The organism is Burkholderia sp. EMB26 (assembly GCF_024730645.1).
In the GTDB taxonomy this organism is placed as follows: Bacteria; Pseudomonadota; Gammaproteobacteria; order Burkholderiales; family Burkholderiaceae; genus Burkholderia; species Burkholderia cenocepacia.
Window position 1 is genome coordinate 794,573 of sequence record NZ_CP078071.1, and the last position, 17,770, is coordinate 812,342.

At 69.6% G+C, this 17,770-nt stretch carries 15 protein-coding genes; 5 read left to right on the forward strand and 10 right to left on the reverse strand.

Annotation, left to right across the window (positions count from 1 at the left end; translation table 11 throughout):
- Positions 1 to 244: 244 nt before the first annotated feature.
- The 4 genes from KU887_RS20415 (at position 245) to KU887_RS20430 (ending at position 5,408) form a co-directional block, all read left to right on the forward strand.
- A complete protein-coding gene (locus KU887_RS20415) occupies positions 245 to 1,309 on the forward strand; it encodes a 2,3-butanediol dehydrogenase (RefSeq protein ID WP_034202246.1) in 1,065 nt (354 codons plus the stop codon).
- A 286-nt stretch (positions 1,310 to 1,595) separates the two neighbouring features.
- Complete coding sequence (locus tag KU887_RS20420; protein WP_258257625.1) at positions 1,596 to 3,689, forward strand: HAMP domain-containing histidine kinase; 2,094 nt, start codon at positions 1,596 to 1,598, stop codon at positions 3,687 to 3,689.
- A gap of 110 nt (positions 3,690 to 3,799) precedes the next feature.
- On the forward strand, positions 3,800 to 4,456 hold the full coding sequence (locus tag KU887_RS20425; RefSeq protein WP_006488931.1) for a VC0807 family protein: 657 nt from the start codon (positions 3,800 to 3,802) through the stop codon (positions 4,454 to 4,456).
- A gap of 85 nt (positions 4,457 to 4,541) precedes the next feature.
- The gene (locus KU887_RS20430) at positions 4,542 to 5,408 is read left to right on the forward strand and encodes a CPBP family intramembrane glutamic endopeptidase (protein WP_060263412.1); all 867 of its coding nucleotides are present in this window, start codon (positions 4,542 to 4,544) and stop codon (positions 5,406 to 5,408) included.
- 31 nt (positions 5,409 to 5,439) lie between these two features.
- On the opposite strand, the gene KU887_RS20435 is transcribed toward KU887_RS20430, so the two are convergent.
- The 6 genes from KU887_RS20435 to KU887_RS20460 all read right to left on the reverse strand — a co-directional run bounded on the left by KU887_RS20435 (position 5,440) and on the right by KU887_RS20460 (position 11,716).
- The gene (locus KU887_RS20435) at positions 5,440 to 6,420 is read right to left on the reverse strand and encodes an aldo/keto reductase (protein ID WP_258257627.1); all 981 of its coding nucleotides are present in this window, start codon (positions 6,418 to 6,420) and stop codon (positions 5,440 to 5,442) included.
- 158 nt (positions 6,421 to 6,578) lie between these two features.
- Positions 6,579 to 7,250 (reverse strand): MarC family protein, encoded by a 672-nt coding sequence (locus KU887_RS20440; RefSeq protein WP_006494701.1) that lies wholly within the window; start codon positions 7,248 to 7,250, stop codon positions 6,579 to 6,581.
- A gap of 137 nt (positions 7,251 to 7,387) precedes the next feature.
- Entirely contained in the window at positions 7,388 to 8,188 is an 801-nt protein-coding gene (locus KU887_RS20445; protein ID WP_060263386.1) for an enoyl-CoA hydratase-related protein, read from the reverse strand.
- A 38-nt stretch (positions 8,189 to 8,226) separates the two neighbouring features.
- A complete protein-coding gene (paaK, locus tag KU887_RS20450; RefSeq protein WP_006483970.1) occupies positions 8,227 to 9,549 on the reverse strand; it encodes a phenylacetate--CoA ligase PaaK in 1,323 nt (440 codons plus the stop codon).
- Between the two features lie 60 nt (positions 9,550 to 9,609).
- Entirely contained in the window at positions 9,610 to 11,166 is a 1,557-nt protein-coding gene (locus tag KU887_RS20455; protein ID WP_060263387.1) for a 3-hydroxyacyl-CoA dehydrogenase, read from the reverse strand.
- A 406-nt stretch (positions 11,167 to 11,572) separates the two neighbouring features.
- Positions 11,573 to 11,716 carry a hypothetical protein gene (locus KU887_RS20460; protein ID WP_193372798.1) on the reverse strand — a complete coding sequence of 48 codons (144 nt, stop codon included), beginning with the start codon at positions 11,714 to 11,716 and terminating at the stop codon, positions 11,573 to 11,575.
- On the opposite strand from KU887_RS20460, the gene KU887_RS20465 reads away from it, so the two are divergent.
- Positions 11,715 to 12,803: a calcium:proton antiporter gene (locus KU887_RS20465; protein ID WP_006483972.1), complete on the forward strand. Its 1,089-nt coding sequence runs from the start codon at positions 11,715 to 11,717 to the stop codon at positions 12,801 to 12,803. The two genes, KU887_RS20460 and KU887_RS20465, sit on opposite strands and share 2 nt — an antisense overlap.
- Before the next feature lie 114 nt (positions 12,804 to 12,917).
- Here the strand turns inward: KU887_RS20465 and KU887_RS20470 are convergent, their stop codons facing one another.
- From KU887_RS20470 to KU887_RS20485, 4 genes are read right to left on the reverse strand one after another with little or no spacing between them, the layout of a single operon-like run.
- On the reverse strand, positions 12,918 to 13,775 hold the full coding sequence (locus KU887_RS20470; RefSeq protein WP_060211180.1) for an amidohydrolase: 858 nt from the start codon (positions 13,773 to 13,775) through the stop codon (positions 12,918 to 12,920).
- Positions 13,772 to 14,794, reverse strand: a complete 1,023-nt coding sequence (locus KU887_RS20475) for a hydroxyacid dehydrogenase (protein WP_258257632.1) — start codon at positions 14,792 to 14,794, stop codon at positions 13,772 to 13,774. The genes KU887_RS20470 and KU887_RS20475 overlap by 4 nt, the downstream gene beginning before the upstream one ends.
- Positions 14,791 to 15,873, reverse strand: coding sequence for a LacI family DNA-binding transcriptional regulator (locus tag KU887_RS20480; RefSeq protein WP_062885583.1), 1,083 nt, complete (start codon positions 15,871 to 15,873; stop codon positions 14,791 to 14,793). The genes KU887_RS20475 and KU887_RS20480 overlap by 4 nt, the downstream gene beginning before the upstream one ends.
- Positions 15,874 to 15,881: 8 nt before the next feature.
- On the reverse strand, positions 15,882 to 17,768 hold the full coding sequence (locus tag KU887_RS20485) for a TRAP transporter large permease subunit (protein WP_080403476.1): 1,887 nt from the start codon (positions 17,766 to 17,768) through the stop codon (positions 15,882 to 15,884).
- Between the last annotated feature and the right edge of the window lie 2 nt (positions 17,769 to 17,770).

Sequence of the window (17,770 nt, forward strand, 5' to 3'; positions counted from 1 at the left end):
CAGCAAATTCGACGCTCCGTTTCTTCCAAATCGTTGCCGTTCGGCGGACAGCGACATGGTGCAGCGCACCCGACGCACATTTTCCGGCCGCCACGCATCGCCCCGCTTCACGCTGGCCCCGTTCCTGCATACCGGTCGAACGCGCAATCGCGCGACGGGTGCGCCGGCAACATCGCCGCACGCCCGACGACAACCTGACGGAGACAGCAACGTGAGTACACCGGCACCGATCACTCCCCCCAGCATGAAGGCCGCCGTCTGGCACGGCCGCCACGACATCCGCGTCGAAGAGGTTCCCGTTCCGGAACGCCCGCCGGCAGGCTGGGTCACGATTCGCGTGCACTGGTGCGGCATCTGCGGCTCCGACCTGCACGAATACGTCGCCGGGCCGGTGTTCATCCCGGTCGACGCGCCGCATCCGCTGACCGGCCTGAAAGGCCAGTGCATCCTGGGCCACGAGTTCAGCGGCGAGATCGCCGAGCTCGGCGCGGGCGTGTCGGGCTTCGCGGTCGGCGACCGCGTGACGGCCGACGCATGCCAGCATTGCGGCACCTGCTGGTATTGCCGGCACGGGCTGTACAACATCTGCGAGAACCTCGCGTTCACGGGGCTGATGAACAACGGCGCGTTCGCCGAATACGTGAACGTGCCGGCCGAACTGCTGTACAAGCTGCCCGACCATTTCCCGACCGAGGCCGGCGCGCTGATCGAACCGCTCGCGGTCGGGCTGCATGCGGTGAAGAAGGCCGGCAACATCGTCGGGCAGACCGTCGTCGTGGTCGGCGCGGGCACGATCGGCCTGTGCACGATCATGTGCGCGAAGGCCGCGGGCGCCGGACGCGTGATCGCGCTGGAAATGTCGGCCGCGCGCAAGCAGAAGGCGCTGGAGGTCGGCGCGAGCGCGGTCGTCGATCCGAAGACGTCCGACGCGATCGCGGAAGTCCGGGCGCTGACGGGCGGCTACGGCGCGGATGTCTCGTTCGAGTGCATCGGGCACACGGCCACCGCGAAGCTCGCGATCGACGTGATCCGCAAGGCCGGCAAGTCGGTGATGGTCGGCATCTTCGAGGAACCGGCGCCGTTCAACTTCTTCGACATCGTGTCGACCGAGAAGGAAGTGATCGGCTCGCTCGCGTACAACGGCGAATTCGCGGACGTGATCCGCTTCATCGCGGACGGCCGCATCGACGTGCAGCCGCTCATCACCGGGCGCATCGCGCTCGGCGACATCGTCGCGCACGGCTTCGAGGAGCTGGTCAACCACAAGGACCGCAACGTGAAGATCATCGTCCAGCCGGCCGTTTCCTGAGTGCACACGCGCGGCCGCGGCATCGATTCCCGCCGCGCCGCGCCGGCCGCCGTACAGGCGTATAGCGGCCCCCCCTCGAGCGTCGCCCCGGTGCGCGGGCGGCGCGCCTGCGTGCGCATCCCTTCGCTCTGTCGTCACCGTCCAAGGCAGCCGCCATGTCGCGCTCCCTCCGGAAGCGGCGCGCCCAAACATTCGCAATCCCTAACATTCACCGCAACGCGCGATCCGCACCGGTGCGCGATCAGGGTTTCTCCGCATCAAGCACGATGCGTCCGGCGTCGACAGGATGGTGGCGCAACGCGATCCGGTGCCGCGTGCGATCCGGCTTCCCGGGCGCGATCGTTGCCGCCCCGTCACGACGGAACACCTGTCGAACCTCACGGCGCCACGGCGCCGACAGGCCGAGAATACGGGCCTCCCAGGGATAGTTCGCAAAACACGGTGTGCCATGAATCTCTCGTTCAATCGGGAACGCGCAAACGACGTTCGCTCGCTGACGATCCAGCAGAAAACCCATCTCGGCTTCGCGCTCGTCACCACGCTGCTGGCCTTGCTGTGCGGCACGATCATCGCGGGCAGTGTCCGCCAATACCGGCAGGAAAACGCCGACCTGCAAAGCTTCGAATTCGTCCACGGCGCGATGATCGCCGCCAACATGATCTCGGCCGAACGCGGCCCGACGAACGACCTGCTCGTGCGCGCGCAGCCCGACGCTGGGACGGAGCGGCGCAACCTGCGCGCCGCGCGCGAGCGTTCCGACCGCGCGCTCGCGCATTTTCGGGCCGGCATCGGGCACGCGGCGGCGCTCGACGACCGCGAGCGCGGCAACCTGCTGCACGCGGTCGATGCGATCCGGATCACGCTCGCCGATGCGCGCGCGGAAGTCGACGCACTCGACGCGCGGCCGCTCGCGTCCCGCACGGTGCGCGACATCCAGCATGCGCAGGCGCGCCTGTTCCGGGTCGTCGACACGGTGTCGCTGCTGATCGACGGCGCGATGACCGACACGGCCATGCGCGACCCGCGCACGTCGGGCGCGATCCTGCTCGCGCGGCTGCTGAGCGACCTGCGGGAATACGCGGGACGCACGGGCTCGCTGCTCGTCGCGCCGATGTTCGCGCGGCAGGCGCTCGATCGCACGCAGTTCGCGGAGATCATGCTGATGCGCGGACGCATCGAACAATTGCGCGCACTGATCGACGGCGCGCTCGGCGCGCGGCTCGACGATGCGGACGTGGCCCGCGAGTACGCGCAGCTCAACGCGGCGTTCGACCGTCATCTGCTGCCGCTCGTCGACGCGATCGTCGCGAACGGCCGGACAGGCGCCTACGCGATGAGCGCCGGCGATTTTTCGCGAACGATCGTCCCGTATTTCGGGCCGTGCGAGCGGCTGCGCGACCGCGTGATCGACGCGGCGCGGCGCCGCGCCGTCTCGGACCGGAACACCGCGCGGATCAAGGTGGCGGTATCGGCATGCGCGACCGCGCTCAGCGTCGCGATCCTGCTGTCGCTCGCGCGCGGCACGCAGCGGCTGCTGTCGACGCCGCTCGATGCGCTCGGCCGCCGGATCGTCGCACTCAGCGACGGCGATACGACGCCCGTCGCGATGCCGAGCGGCGTCGGGCCCGAGCTCGCCCGCATCGACCGGGCACTGGAGACCTTGCGCCATGCGCATGTGCGCCGCGACATGCTCGAACGCCAGCGCAACGACATGCTGACGCTGTTCTCGCACGACATGCGCGCGCCGCTGACGTCGCTGATCATCCTGATCGACGCGCAGGAACACCGCGCGAACGACGCACCGACAAAGCGGCAATTCGAGAGAATCGGCAGGCTCGCCCGCCATACGCTGGCGATGGCCGACGGTTTCGCGCAGTTGTCGCGCGCGGAAGCCAGCGAATACGAGCGCGTGCCGGTCAACCTCGCCGACCTGATGAACGAGGCGCGCGACGCCGTATGGCCGCTCGCGCATCGCAAACGCATCTCGATCGACGACGTGCCGCGCCGCGACGACACGATCGTGCACGGCGACCCTGCGTTGCTGTCGCGCGCGCTGATCAACCTGCTGGATAACGCAATCAAGTACAGCCCGTCGCTGACGAGCATCGAATGCCGGGTGGAACCGGGCGCCGACGGCCGGGCCGTGCACTGCACGATCCGGGACCGCGGCTGCGGGATCAGCCATACGGACCAGACGCGGCTGTTCGAACGCTACCGGCGCTTTCGCACGGCCGGGCAACCGGACACGGGCGGCGTGGGGCTCGGAATGGCGTTCGTCAAGGCCGTCGTCGAACGGCACGCGGGCGACATTCACGTGCAGAGCGCCGTGCTGCAGGGCACCACGATCACGATCGCGCTGCCGGCGGCGGCGAACCCATGACGTCGCAACCCCGCGCGATTCTTCGATATACTGAACCGAACCCTTTTCGGGGCAACCGGGGGGCAACCCGCCTTCCTCGCGTCCGCCCCGCCTGCGTGGAAGCGCGCACCGTGAAACCGCGAACCGGACTGATTCTCGAACTCTTCGTCAACCTCGTGCTGCCCTGGGTGGCCTATCGGGTCGCGCATCCGTATTTCGGCGAAACGGGCGCGCTGTACGCGTCGGCGGTTCCGCCGATCATCTGGTCGATCGTCGAATTCATCCGCTCGCGCCGCGTCGACGCGGTGGCGGCCATCGTGCTGCTCGGCATCACGCTGTCGATCGTCGGGATGGCGTTCGGCGGCAGTCCGCGCACGCTGCTGATGCGCGAATCGATCGGGTCGGGCACGATCGGCATCGTGTTCCTGCTGTCGTTGTTCCGCGAACGCCCGCTGATCTACTATCTGGCCCGCGCGACCGTGGCCCGCGAGATGGATGGCGGCGCCGCGCACTTCGAAGCCGTCTGGGACGCGCAGCCGGGCCTGCGCCAGATGCTGCGGCTGATGACGTTCGTGTGGGGCGCCATCATGACGGTCGAGATGCTGCTGCGCTGGTGGATGGTCGTCAGCTGGCCGGTCGAACGCGTGCTGGTCGTGTCGCCGGTCATGGGCTACACGGTGTTTGCCTGCCTGCTGCTGTGGACGTTCTGGTACCGGCGGCGGATGCGCGTGCGCAACAGCGTCGACATCCCGGGCCGCGGCGGCGTCACCGAAACCGCCGGCCGCTGACACGCGGCGCGCCGGCCGCCCGGCAGCGTGTCACGGCACCTGCTGTATGATGCGCGGCGTCTCGTCCGCCCATCCGTTTTCCGTCATGTCCCTTTCGCTCCTTCCGTGTGCCACGATCTGGCTCGCCCTGTTCGCGGCCGCCGCATTCGCGTGGCATCGCCCACTGCACGGCCTGAGCATCGGCGTCGCCACGCTCGGCTACGCGGGCGCGCTGGCATTCGGCCAGCTCGCGCCGATCACGCTGGCGCCATTCGCGCTGCTGATCGCGGCCGGCTGGGGCGTGCTGCCCGCGCGGCCGCTCGCGGTGCGCGTCGCCGCGCATCTCGTCTTCGCCGCGCTCGCGATCGCGCTGAGCCTGCACCTGATTCCCGGCTTCCACAATCCGCGCGTGATCGCGCCGACCCGCTTCACGCCGGATGCCGTGCCGTTCACGATGTACCTGAATTTCGACAAGCCGCTCGTCGGCCTGTGGCTGTTGTGGGCGCTGCCGTGGGTCGCGCCCGACGTCGCGCTGTCGCGCGCGCTGCGCACCGGCGCGGTGGCGGCCGCCGCAACGGCCGCCGCGTGCCTGGCCGGCGCGCTCGCGTTCGGGATGGTCGGCTGGGCCCCCAAATGGCCGCCGTCCGGCTGGCTGTGGCTCGCGAACAACCTGCTGCTGGTGACGCTCGCCGAGGAAGCGCTGTTCCGAGGCTACGTCCAAGGCGGGCTGACCCGCGTGTTGCGCGCTTATTCCTGGGGCCCGTGGGTCGCGCTCGCGGCCGGCGCGGTGCTGTTCGGCGCCGCGCACGCCGCGGGCGGCTGGCAATGGATCGCGCTCGGCACGGTGGCCGGCGTCGGCTACGGGCTCGCGTGGCGGCGCGGCGGCCTGCTCGCCGCCGCGCTCGCGCATGCGGGGCTGAACGTCGTCCACTTCGGCCTGTTCACCTACCCGATGCTCGCCGCCGCGCGCTGAACGCGGTGCGCGGCGCCGCCCGCGTTGCCGCTCAGTTGAACCCGGCCACCGCGTGCGGCACGTACGGGCGTTCGAGCGTCGCGATTTCGTCGTCGGTCAGCTTCAGCGCGAGCGCCACGAGCGCATCGTCCAGCTGCTGCGGCTTCGAAATGCCGACGATCGGCGCGGTCACGCCGCGCTTTTGCGCGACCCACGCCAGCGCGACCTGCGCCCGCGGCACGTTGCGCGCGGCGGCGATCGCCGCGACGGCCTCGACGACCGCCTTGTCGGCATCGATCGTCGCGTTGTACAGCTGCTGGCCGACCTCGTCCTTCTGCTGCCGTTCCGACGATTCGTCCCAGTTGCGCGTCAGGCGCCCGCGCGCGAGCGGGCTCCACGGAATCACCGCGATGCCTTCGTCCTCGCACAGCGGCAGCATTTCGCGCTCTTCCTCGCGATACAGCAGGTTCAGGTGATTCTGCATGCTGACGAAGCGGGTCCAGCCGTGCTGCTTCGACGTGTGCAGCGCCTTCGCGAACTGCCATGCGAACATCGACGAGGCGCCGATATAGCGCGCCTTGCCGGCCTTCACGACGTCGTGCAACGCCTCGAGCGTCTCCTCGATCGGCGTGCCGTAGTCCCATCGGTGAATCTGGTAGAGATCGACGTAGTCGGTGCCGAGCCGCTTCAGGCTCTGGTCGATGTCGGTCATGATCGCCTTGCGCGACAGCCCGGCGCCGTTCGGCCCCGGCCGCATCCGGTAGAACACCTTGGTCGCGATCACGACGTCGTCGCGCTTCGCGAAATCGCGCAGCGCGCGGCCGACGATCTCCTCCGACGTGCCGTCCGAATACATGTTCGCGGTGTCGAAGAAGTTGATGCCGGCCTCGATCGCCCGCTGGATGATCGGCCGGCTTTCCGCTTCCGGCAGCGTCCACGGGTGCGTGCCGCGCAACGGCTCGCCGAACGTCATGCAGCCCAGCACCAGCTTCGACACGTCCAGCCCGGTCGACCCGAATTTCACGTATTCCATTGCACGCCTCGCCACTCAAGTTGGGGTTGCGGCCGGATGCGCGCCGCGCATCCGCCAGACGTCGCATGGTATCCCGCATGCGGCGAACGCGTATGACCGCGCGTCGCGTGCAGGCTGCGTGAAAGGTCGAACCTTGACGGCCGGACCGGGCGGCCCGGTTACCTGACCTGGTCGGCGATCGGCTGCAGGAACGCGGAGAAGCCGGTCAGCATGATCTGCACGCCGATGCACAGCAGCAGGAACGCCGACACGCGCTTCGCGACCTTGGTCCCTTCGCTGCCGAGATAGCGCGCGAGCAGCGCGGAGCGGCTGTAGACCTGCCAGATCACGAGCGCGACGAGCACGGACACCGCGATCGACACGATGCTCGACAGCATGAATTCCGACAGCTTGTGCGTGCGGTTCGCGTTCAGCGCGATCGCGGTCGCGATCGAGCCGGGACCGACCGTCAGCGGCACCGTCAACGGGAAGAACGCGCGCGTCATGATCGCGTTCGCGTCGATCGGCTTGACCGGCGTGTCGCCGCCGCCCGGCCCGTCGGGCTCGTTCAGCATCTGCCAGCCGGCCACCGCGACCGCGAAGCCGCCGCCGATCCGCAGCGCTTCCATCGAGATCCCGAAGAAATGCAGCACCGGCGTGCCGGCGAAGAACGCGACCATCAGGACCACGAACGCGTTGAACGCGACCTTCCTCGCGAGCAGATCCCGTTCGTACGCGGTGAGCGCCTCGGTCCGTTCGAGAAACAGGAACGCGATGCCGATCGGATTGATGATGCCGATCAGGCCGGTAAAACCGAACAGGATCTCGGAGACAAGGCGGTTGACGATCATCGTGCGAAGCATCGGTCGGGGCTGGGCCGGCAGCGCGCCGGGGGTCACGCATTGTAGTGCAAGCGCTCGCGCCCGAGACGCAAAATACGGCCGGCCCGGTTGCGCCGACGGTCGCGGTCGAGTTTCGTCGTGCAGCCTTATTCGGCGCCCGCCTCCCACGCCGGCGGCCGCTTCGCGAAGAAGGCCGCGAAGCCTTCCTTCGCTTCCGGCGTCGCCCGCACCCGCGAGATCGTCTGCGCGGTGAACGCCGCGCGTTCGTCCGACGGCGGGTATTCGCCGATCGCATCGAAAAAGCGCTTGATCTCCATCAGCGCGTGCGGGCCGTTGCGGCCCAGTTCCGCGAGCGTCCGTTCGAGCGTGTCGTCGAGCGCATCGAGCGGCACGGCCTGGTGGATCAGCCCGATCGCGACGGCTTCGGCGGCCGCGAGCTGCGTCGCGGTCAGCGCGAGCCGGCGCGCCTGGCGCTGGCCGACCGCCTCGACCAGATACGGGCCGATCACGGCCGGCAGGATCCCGAAACGCGCCTCGCTGACCGAAAAGCGCGCGTGATCGCTGGCTATCACGATGTCGCAGGCCGCGCACAACCCGACCCCACCGCCGAACGCGTGGCCCTGCACGCGCGCGACCGTCGGTTTCGGGCACTGCCGGATCGCGCGCATCATCGCGGCGAACCGCTCGGCGTCGCGCAGGTTCGCGGCCGCGTCGTTCGCGCTCGCACGCTGCATCCACTGCAGGTCGGCGCCCGCGCAAAATGCGCGACCGTCCGAACGCAGCACGATCGCACGCACGTCGTCGCGCCGGCCGAGCGTCGTGAACGCGTCGGTCAGCTCCGCGATCATCGTCTCGTCGAACGCGTTCAGCACGTCGCCGCGCTGCAGCGCGACGGTCGCGATGCCGCGCGCATCGACCGTGACGGCCAGGGTCTTCAATTCATCCATCGAACAGGTTTCCTCGGGTAGAACGGCACACCTCGACATCAGGCGGCCTGACGGCGATCGATCACGCGGCGCGCCTTGCCGGTCGCGGTCGCCGGAATGCCGCCGGCTGCCAGCACCGTCACGCCGGACGACACGCCGACCATCGTCTTGATCCGGTGCTGCAACTCGCGCGCGAGCGCCGCGCGCTCGCCGTCGGTGACGGACGCCGCCGCCTCGGAGCGCAACTCGACCGCGAGGTCGAGCCGGTCCATGTGACCGTCGCGCGACAGCGTGATCTGGAACTGGCCCGACAACAGCGGCAGCGCGACGACGATCTCCTCGATCTGGCTCGGAAACACGTTCACGCCGCGCACGATCAGCATGTCGTCGGAGCGGCCCGTGATCTTCGCGAGCCGGCGCATCGCGCGCGCGGTCGGCGGCAGCAGCGCGGTGAGGTCGCGCGTGCGGTAGCGGATCACCGGCATCGCCTCCTTCGTCAGCGACGTGAACACGAGCTCGCCCTGGCTGCCGTCGGGCAGCACCTCGCCGGTGACGGGATCGATGATCTCCGGGTAGAAATGGTCTTCCCAGATCACCGGGCCGTCCTTCGTCTCGACGCATTCGCACGCGACGCCCGGGCCCATCACTTCCGACAGCCCGTAGATGTCGAGCGCGTCGATGCCCACGCGCGTCTCCACTTCATTGCGCAGCGCCTGCGTCCACGGCTCGGCGCCGAAGATGCCGATCTTCAGCGACGATTCGGCCGGGTCCATCCCCTGCCGCACCATCTCGTCGATCAGGTTCAGCATGTACGACGGCGTGACGAGGATGATCTTCGGCTCGAAGTCGCGAATCAGTTGCACCTGCTTCTCGGTCTGCCCGCCGGACATCGGCACGACCATGCAGCCGAGCCGCTCCGCGCCGTAGTGAATCCCGAGGCCGCCGGTGAACAGGCCGTAGCCGAACGCGTTGTGCAGCGTATCGCCCGGGCGGCCGCCGGCCGCGCGGATCGAGCGCGCGGTCACGTTCGCCCACGTGTCGATGTCGCGCGCGGTGTAGCCGACCACGGTCGGCTTGCCGGTCGTGCCGCTCGATGCGTGCACGCGCACGACCTGCTCGCGCGGCACCGCGAAGAGGCCGAACGGATAGTTGTCGCGCAGGTCGTTCTTGGTCGAGAACGGGAATTTCGCGAGATCGGCGAGCGATTTCAGGTCGTCCGGATGCACGCCGGCCGCGTCGAACGTGCGGCGATAGTGCGGGACGTTGTCGTACGCGTGGCGCAGCGACCACTTGAGGCGTTCGAGCTGCAGCGCCTGCAGTTCGTCGCGGCTGGCGGTCTCGATCGGCTCGAGGGCGGCGGCGGGATGCGTCGGGTGAGTCATCGGGGTGCTCCTCCAATGGCGTGATGTCGTTATCGTGTTCGAAGTAACCGGGGCGGGCGGCTACGACCGGAACGTGCGGCCGGCCGCATGCAGCGCGGCGAGGCGCGGCGACACGCGATAGCGGTCCTCGCCGTAGCTCGCCGCGAGGTTCGACAGCACGCGGTGCACGCGGCCGAGGCCGATCGCGTCGGCCCACGCGAGCGGGCCGCACGGATAGTTCACGCCCTTCTCCATCGCGAGATCGAGATCGGCCGGCGAGCACACGCCCTGGTTCACCGTGTCGGCCGCTTCGTTCGCGAGCATCGCGACGGTGCGCATCGCGACCATCCCCGGCACGTCCGCGACGCCGACGACACGAAAGCCCGCCTGCTGGAACAAGCCGACCGCATCCGCATAGGCCGCGTCGCCGCACTGGAGCGCGCGGGTCAGCGCGACGAGCCCCGCCTGCGCGTAATCGCGCGCGAGATCGACGAGCACGAGATCCGCCACGCCCGTTTGTGCGGCGCGCGCGGTGGCCGTCCGGCCATCGGTCAGCGCGATCGACGCGCGGCCGGCCGTGGCCAGCAGATCGTCCGGCTGCGCACCGGCCTGACGGGCGCCTGCGATACGGTCGACGAAGCGCGCATGCAGCGCGGCGGCCGGGCCCTCCTGCGCAAACAGCACGACGTCCGCCGGCGCGGCGCGCGGCGGTTCGAGATCGGGGGCAGGCGGCGTCGCGCCGTCCGCATACGAATAGAAGCCGCGTCCGGACTTGCGTCCGAGGAAGCCCGCGTTGACGAGTTCCTGCTGGATCAGCGACGGCGTGTAGCGCGGATCGTTGAAGTACGCGCGGAACACCGACTCGGTCACCGCGAAGTTCACGTCGTGGCCGATCAGGTCCATCAACTCGAACGGCCCCATCCGGAACCCGCCGGCTTCGCGCATCACCGCATCGATCGACGCCGGTGCGCCGCCCTGCTCGTTCAGCACGCGCAACGCCTCCGCGTAATACGGCCGTGCGACGCGGTTCACGATGAAGCCCGGCGTCGATTTCGCCATCACCGGTTGCTTGGCCCACGCAGCGGCGGTCGCATACAGCATCTGCGCAACCTCGGGCGCGGTCGCGAGCCCGCTGACCACCTCGACGAGCGCCATCAGCGGCGCGGGATTGAAGAAATGCAGGCCGGCGACGCGCTGCGGCACGCGCAGCCCGGCCGCGATCGACGTGATCGAGATCGACGACGTGTTGGTCGCGAGCACGCACGCGTCGTCGACATGACGTTCGAGCGTCGCGAAAATCTCGCGCTTCACGTCGAGCCGTTCCGCCGCCGCCTCGACGATCAGCGCCGCCCCCGCGAAATCGGCCAGCGCGCGCACCGCGCGGACCCGGTTGCCGGCCGCGTCGGCCTGCGCCGGTTCGAGCCGGCCCTTCTCGGCCAGCCGGGCGAACTGGGCACGGATGCCGGCCAGCGCCTTGTCGCAGGCCGCTTCGTTCAGGTCGTAGAGCAGCACCGCATGGCCGGCCGCCGCCGCGACCTGCGCAATGCCCGCGCCCATCGCGCCGGCGCCGATCACGCCGACGACGGCCGACGGCGCGAGTGCGCCCGAGTTCACCGAATGTGCAGAGGAAACAGCCATCGCTTGCGATCCGTCATGAAGTGGAAGTGCGAGCGATTATAAACCGACCGGTCGGTATATTTATGTCAGGGCGAGCCCGAATTTGTCGTGCAAGACATCGTTACGGAAACTGCAACGAAAAAAAAATCGAAACGTCGGGCAACTTTTTATCAACCGAAAGGTCAACGTAAGCGTTCGAATATGAGATAGTGACCCCCGAACGCCTGATAAAATTCGACAAATTGCCGGATTTCAGGGGGAAAGCGTGTCGCGCCGTCACCGCCGTCCATCGTCGCCCGCCCTGTCGGGGTCGGATCGAGCCGCCGGCCACGCGTCGTCACGTGCGCTCGTCTCGCCATCCGCGGGCAACCGCATCGAACCGTTTCATCCCGCGACGGGCCTCGGCCCGCCCGCGCCCCTCGCCGCCTCACGGCAGCGAACCCAGGGCAGCGCCGTTGCGCGCCGCCACCTTTTCGGTTTCATCGTCCTCGTTCGGCGGATAGTACGGCCGGGCTTCGTCAACCCGTGACGGCGCGTCGCGCGCCGCCACTCGCATAAGGAAACCCTCCATGCCGCTGTCGTCCAACCAGCTCCCGCGCTGGACCCTCTGGGCCCCGCTTGCCGCCTGGCTGGTACTCGCGCTGTCGCGCGCGGTGCCGGCCGAAGGCCTCGTCATCGCGGTGTTCGCCGCCGCGCTCGCCGGCGCCGTGTTCGCCGCCGTCCACCACGCGGAAGTCGTCGCGCACCGCGTCGGCGAACCGTTCGGCACGCTCGTGCTCGCGGTCGCCGTGACCGTCATCGAGGTCGCGCTGATCGTGTCGGTGATGCTCGGCGCGGGCCCGGAGAAATCGGGCCTCGCCCGCGACACCGTGTTCGCCGCCGTGATGATCATCTGTAACGGCATCGTCGGCATCTGCCTGCTGGTCGGCGCATGGAAGCACGGCGAACAGGACTTCCAGGGGCGCGGCGCGAGCAAGGCGCTCGCGGTGCTCGCGTCGCTGTCGGTGCTGTCGCTCGTGATGCCGAACTACCTGAGCGCCGCCCCGGGCCCGTTCTTCTCGAAATCGCAGCTCGCGTTCGCCGGCGTCGCGTCGCTCGTGCTGTACGGCGCGTTCGTGTTCGTGCAGACCGTGCGCCACCGCGACTACTTCCTCGCCGCGCACGACACCGCGGACGAAGCGGTGCACGCGGCGGCGCCGAGCAACCGCACCGCGATCACCAGCATGGTGCTGCTGTTCGCGAGCCTCGTCGCGGTCGTGCTGCTCGCGAAGCTGCTGTCGCCGGCCGTCGAGCATGCGGTGCTGAAGCTCGGCGCGCCCGAAGCCGCGGTCGGTATCGTGATCGCCGCGCTCGTGCTGCTGCCGGAAGGGCTCGCGGCCGTCACCGCCGCACGGGCGAACCGCCTGCAGACCAGCATGAACCTCGCGCTCGGTTCGGCGCTCGCGAGCATCGGGCTCACGATCCCGACCGTCGCGGCCGTGTTCATCTGGGTCGGCCAGCCGCTCACGCTCGGGATCGGCGCGATGGAAACGGTCCTGCTCGCGCTCACGCTGCTGGTCAGTACGCTCACGCTGAGCCAGGGGCGCACGACGGTGCTGCACGGCGTCGTGCACGTCGCGCTGTTCGCCGCGTACCTGTTCCTGTCGATCACCCACTGACGCTCCAATGCAAGCGGCCCGGCGGATTCGCTCCGGCGGGCCGCTTGCACTTCTTCAAGTCCCTTCCCTGTCCTTCGCTTCACGCCGCCGTGACCCAACGGGGGCGGCAGCGCGTCACGCGACGGTTTCGCGCTGCGTGTCCGTCTCGAATCCATAGAGCGCAGCCGCGTTGTCGACCAGAATCGCGCGGGCAATCGCGTCGTCCGCCGCGCAATCGTGCAGCCAGCCGAGCAGGCGTGCATCGTCCGGCAGCGGCGACGCGTTCGGATGCGGCCAGTTGCTGCCCCACACGCAGCGTGTCGAATGGCCGCGCGCGAGCACGGCGGCGAGGCGCGCGACGTCGTCGTAGCCCGGTGCGCCGGATTGCGACGTCTCGTACGGCGCGGACAACTTCACCCATGCGTGGCCGCGATCGAGCAGGCGTCGCAGTGCGACAAACGACGGTGCATCCGGGGCGACGGGCGTCAGGAATTTGCCCGTGTGATCGATCACCACGCGCGCCGGCAGCCGCGCCAGCGTCGGCTCGAGATCGGCCAGCGTGCGACCGTCGAACTGCAGGTCGATATGCCAGCCGAGCGGCGCGATCCGCGCGGCCATCCGCTCCAGATCGCTCCATTGCGCGGTGCCGCCCGCCAGCATCATGAAGCGCACGCCGCGCATGCCGGCGGCATGCAGGCGCTCCAGCTCCGCATCCGGCACGTCGACCGGCAACGTCGCGACGCCGCGCGCCTGCGGGCCGAACGCGGCCAGTGCAGCGAGCGTGCAGCGGTTGTCGGCGCCATAGCCGGTCGGCTGCACGATCACCACGCGCGTGAGGCCGAGCGCGCGCTGCACGCGCCGATACGCGTCCGCCGGCGCATGGGGCGGCCGAAACGTCGCCGTCGGCGCGAGCGGGTACGCATCGTCGTAGATATGGATATGGCAATCGCACGCGTCCGGGAACCGCGTGCCGCCCACGCCGTCGCGGATCATCGCCCGCCCGGCGCGACGGATGCGTGCGACGCGCGCCAGCGCGCGAGCCGCCTCGCCTGCGCGGCGTTGACCGCGCCGGTCGGCACGCGCCCGTCGAGCAGCGCGGCGAGCTGGTCGACTGTCTCCAGCGCCTGATGCTCGATCGCCGGCAGCGTCAGCCCGCCGATGTGCGGGGTCGCGATGACGCGCGGATGCGCGGCGAGCGCGGGCGTCGGCATCTGGTCCGCAGCACGGCCGACGTCCAGCGCGCAACCGGCCAGCCGCCCGCTGGCGAGCGCGTCGGCCAGCGCCTGCTCGTCGACGAGTTCGCCGCGCGACGCATTGATGAAGCACGCGCCCGGCTTCATCGCCGCGAATGTCGCCGCATCGATCAGGTTCGCGGTGGCCGGCGTGGCCGGCGCAAGGCAGACGACGTAATCCGAATCGCGCAGCAACGTGGCGGCGTCGACCTGTTCGGGCGGCGGCGCGTCGACCCGCACGTACGGATCGCTGACGAGCACGCGCATGCCGAGCGCCGTCGCGACGGGGGCGAGATGGCGCGCGATCTGCCCATAGCCGATCAGGCCGAGCGTGCTGCCGCGCAGTTCGCGCCCCATCCGTGGCACCGGCGGCGCGCCACGATGGTACGCGTCCGCGTAGCCGCCGATCCCGCGCGCGAGGTCGATCATCGCGCCGACGACCCACTCGGCGACGGCCGGCCCGAAGCCGGGGCTCGCCTGCGTGACCAGCACGCCGCACGCGCTCGCCGCGGCGACGTCGACCGTCCGGATGTCGACCGCGCAACGCAGGAACGCGGCAAGTACCGGCAGCCCCGCGAACAGCGCGCGAGGCGCCGGGGTCTGCCGGTACGCGATGATCGCGTCGCATCCCTGCGCGGCGGCAATCAGTTCGTCCGTGTCGAGTTCGCGATCGTGCGGGTTGCAGGTGACGTCCGCGATCGCGCGCAGCGCGCGCAACGCCCTGGCGCCGAAGTAGTGGTCGATCATCCCGCTCGGATGCGTGACGTAGACGCGCGTCATGCGTGACCTCCGTTCGTGCCGGCCGCCTGCGCCGGCGGCGGCGCGACCGAGGCGCGCTCCACGAGCGTCACGTCCGCGAACACGCATGGCCCGGCGGACGGTGCGTCGCCCTCCTGCCGCATCACGCGCCGCACCATCTCGCCGGCCATTTCGGTGACCGGCAGTTGCACCGTGGTCAGCGCCGGCCACGAGATCGCCGACAGGAAATGACCGTCCATCCCGATGACGGAGACATCGTCCGGCACCCGCAAGCCGCCGTCGCGCAGCCCGGCCATCAGGCCGAGCGCGAACAGGTCGTTGACCGCGACGATGCCGGTCGGCCGCGCGGGATCGACCGCGAGCTCGACGCCGAGCGCACGCCCGACGTCGACGATCACCGAGTCGCCGTATTCGTTCGCGGGACCGCCGTCGAGCACGCGCGCCTGGGCGCCGCCGCCCGCCTCGCTTGCCACGGCGAGAAAGCCGCGGATCTTGTCGCTGCGGCTCACCGTGATGCCGGCCACCGTCGCGAACGCGAGCCGTGTATGGCCGGCGTCGACGAGACGGCGTGTCGCGAGCCGCGCGGCCGCCTCGTTGTCGGCCGTCACGTGATCGACCTTCGATTGCTCGCCGGGTGTCGCGCGCCGGTCGTAGCTGACGACCGTCATCCCGCGTTCGGCCGCGCGCTCGAGGTGGCTTTCGTCGGCGAGCGACGAGATCACGATCACGCGCCGCACGCCGTGCGCGTACAGATCGTCGAAGAACGACGCCTCCTTGCGCGCATCGCGGTAGGTGTTGCCGATCAGCACGCGATGGCCATACCGTTCCTGCGCGCACGCCTCGATCTCGCGCGCGATGTAGCCGTACATCGGGTTCGCCATCGACGGCACCAGCAGCCCGACGAGCGGCGTCTGCCCCGTCTTGAGCTGGCGCGCGAGCGTGCTCGGCCGGTACTGCAGCGCGTCCATCGCCGCCTTCACGCGTTCGAGCGTCTCCGGCTTCATCTGGTCGGTGCGTCCGTTGAGCACGTTCGAAACCGTGCTGACCGAAACGGCCGCATGACGGGCCACGTCCTGAATCGTACTCATGTCGTCTTGCATAGAACGGGCTACAGGCCGAAATGGGCCGGCAGCCACAACGAAAACGCCGGTGCGAAGATCAGCGCCACGAGGGCGGCGAACAGCACCAGCAGATATTTCACCATCGGCCGGGCCACGCGCCCGACCTCGGTGCCCGTGATCGCGCAGGTCGTGAACAGCCCGAGGCCGACCGGCGGCGCGAACAGCCCGAACCCCATCGCCACCACCACGACCGTGCCGAAATGCAGCGGATGGATGCCGAGCTGCAGCGCGATCGGCGCGAGCAGCGGCCCGAAGATGATCAGCGCGGGCGCGCCTTCGAGCACGGCGCCGAACACGATCATCAGCAGCGCCGCCAGCAGCAGGAACATCGTTGCGCCGTATTGATGGGCAAACGCCGTCATTGTGCCCGAGACGAGGGCCGGAATCTGCTCGATCGACAGCGCGAACGACACGCTCGACGCCGCCGCGACGATGAACAGGATACCGCTCGCCATCGACGCGGCGCGCACGAACACGCGGCCGACCGAGCGCCACGTCAGTTCGCGGAACGCGAGCCAGCCCACGACGAGCGCGTAGACCACCGCGAACGCGGACACTTCGGTCGACGTCGCGATCCCCGACGTCACGCCCTTGCCGATCATCGCGACCATGACCAGCGCGACGAGCGCGCCGCCCGCGAGCGGCAGCCACGCGCGACGCTCGCCGAACACCTCCGCCACGTCGATCCTGCGCCCGGTGATCACCGTCACGACCGCGAGCGACGCGGCCAGCACGGCCGCCGGCACGATCCCCGCGACGAACAGCCCGGCGATCGAGATGTTCGCGACGAAGCCCATGATGATCATGTTCACGCACGGCGGAATCGTTTCGGCCATCACCGCGCTGCACGCGAGCAGCGCGGCGGTTTCGTTGGGGTCCTGCCGCGCGCGGCGCACCGCCGGCATCACGACGCCGCCCACCGCCGCGATATCGGCCAGTTTCGAGCCCGACACGCCGGAAAAGCACGCCGTCGCGAAGATCACGATCAGGCCGAGCCCGCCCCGCACGCGCCCGAAAATCCGCAGCAGCAACTCGACGAGCCGCGCGGACATCCCGTTGGTCTCCATCAGCAGCCCGGCCAGCACGAAGAACGGCACCGCGAGCAGCACGAAGTGATCGGCGCCGGCCATCACCTGTTGCGAGTAGACCAGCAGCGGCAGCGTCGGATCCGCGAGGAAATACAGCAGCGCCGAAAACGCCAGCACGAACCCGATCGGCACGCCGAGCACCAGCCCGCCGACGAAGCCCGCGACCAGCAGCGTGCCCGGCGCGACCGCATGCGCGGGCCACAGCGCGTTCCAGCCGTACACGGCGCCCGCGAGCGCCGCGCAGCACGCGAACGTGCCGATCACCCGGCGGCGCGGCGCGTTCAGCGCATTCGCAAGCGCGAATACCGTCATGAACAGCGCGCCGAACATCATCGGATACCCGTTGATCCAGCCCGGCAAGCCGCCCGTCGTCAACTGGTCGTACGAATCCGTGAGCAACTGGCACGACGACACCAGCAGGTTCAGCGCGACGGCCGCCACGATCCAGTGGCCGACCTGGATCAGCGCGCCCTGCCAGCGTGCCGGCAGGCGGCCGCGAAACACGTCGATGCCGACATGCTGGCTGCGCCCGAGCACCGTCGCCGCGCCAAAGAACACGAGCACGATCATCAGCGCGCTGGCCACTTCCTCGGCCCAGTCGACCGGGTCGTGCAGGAAATAGCGGAACACGACCGACACGAACACGACGAGCACGTCGACGCCGAGCACCGCGGCCGACAGGTACTCGAGCCAGCGCAGCAGCGCATCCAGCACGCGGGCGGCGCGATGCGCCGGTTGGCCTGCAGCGGGCGCCGGCGCGGCGCCCGACACGGAGTGCATGTCCATCG

Excerpts from the sequence above, each read along its gene's own strand:
- KU887_RS20415 (WP_034202246.1), top strand. The coding sequence starts at position 245 with ATGAAGGCCGCCGTCTGGCACGGCCGCCACGACATCCGCGTCGAAGAG.
- KU887_RS20420 (WP_258257625.1), top strand. The coding sequence starts at position 1,596 with ATGGTGGCGCAACGCGATCCGGTGCCGCGTGCGATCCGGCTTCCCGGG.
- KU887_RS20430 (WP_060263412.1), top strand. The coding sequence starts at position 4,542 with ATGTCCCTTTCGCTCCTTCCGTGTGCCACGATCTGGCTCGCCCTGTTC.
- KU887_RS20435 (WP_258257627.1), bottom strand. The coding sequence starts at position 6,420 with ATGGAATACGTGAAATTCGGGTCGACCGGGCTGGACGTGTCGAAGCTG.
- KU887_RS20440 (WP_006494701.1), bottom strand. The coding sequence starts at position 7,250 with ATGATCGTCAACCGCCTTGTCTCCGAGATCCTGTTCGGTTTTACCGGC.
- KU887_RS20445 (WP_060263386.1), bottom strand. The coding sequence starts at position 8,188 with ATGGATGAATTGAAGACCCTGGCCGTCACGGTCGATGCGCGCGGCATC.
- paaK (WP_006483970.1), bottom strand. The coding sequence starts at position 9,549 with ATGACTCACCCGACGCATCCCGCCGCCGCCCTCGAGCCGATCGAGACC.
- KU887_RS20455 (WP_060263387.1), bottom strand. The coding sequence starts at position 11,166 with ATGGCTGTTTCCTCTGCACATTCGGTGAACTCGGGCGCACTCGCGCCG.
- KU887_RS20465 (WP_006483972.1), top strand. The coding sequence starts at position 11,715 with ATGCCGCTGTCGTCCAACCAGCTCCCGCGCTGGACCCTCTGGGCCCCG.
- KU887_RS20460 (WP_193372798.1), bottom strand. The coding sequence starts at position 11,716 with ATGGAGGGTTTCCTTATGCGAGTGGCGGCGCGCGACGCGCCGTCACGG.
- KU887_RS20470 (WP_060211180.1), bottom strand. The coding sequence starts at position 13,775 with ATGATCCGCGACGGCGTGGGCGGCACGCGGTTCCCGGACGCGTGCGAT.
- KU887_RS20475 (WP_258257632.1), bottom strand. The coding sequence starts at position 14,794 with ATGACGCGCGTCTACGTCACGCATCCGAGCGGGATGATCGACCACTAC.
- KU887_RS20480 (WP_062885583.1), bottom strand. The coding sequence starts at position 15,873 with ATGCAAGACGACATGAGTACGATTCAGGACGTGGCCCGTCATGCGGCC.
- KU887_RS20485 (WP_080403476.1), bottom strand. The coding sequence starts at position 17,768 with ATGGACATGCACTCCGTGTCGGGCGCCGCGCCGGCGCCCGCTGCAGGC.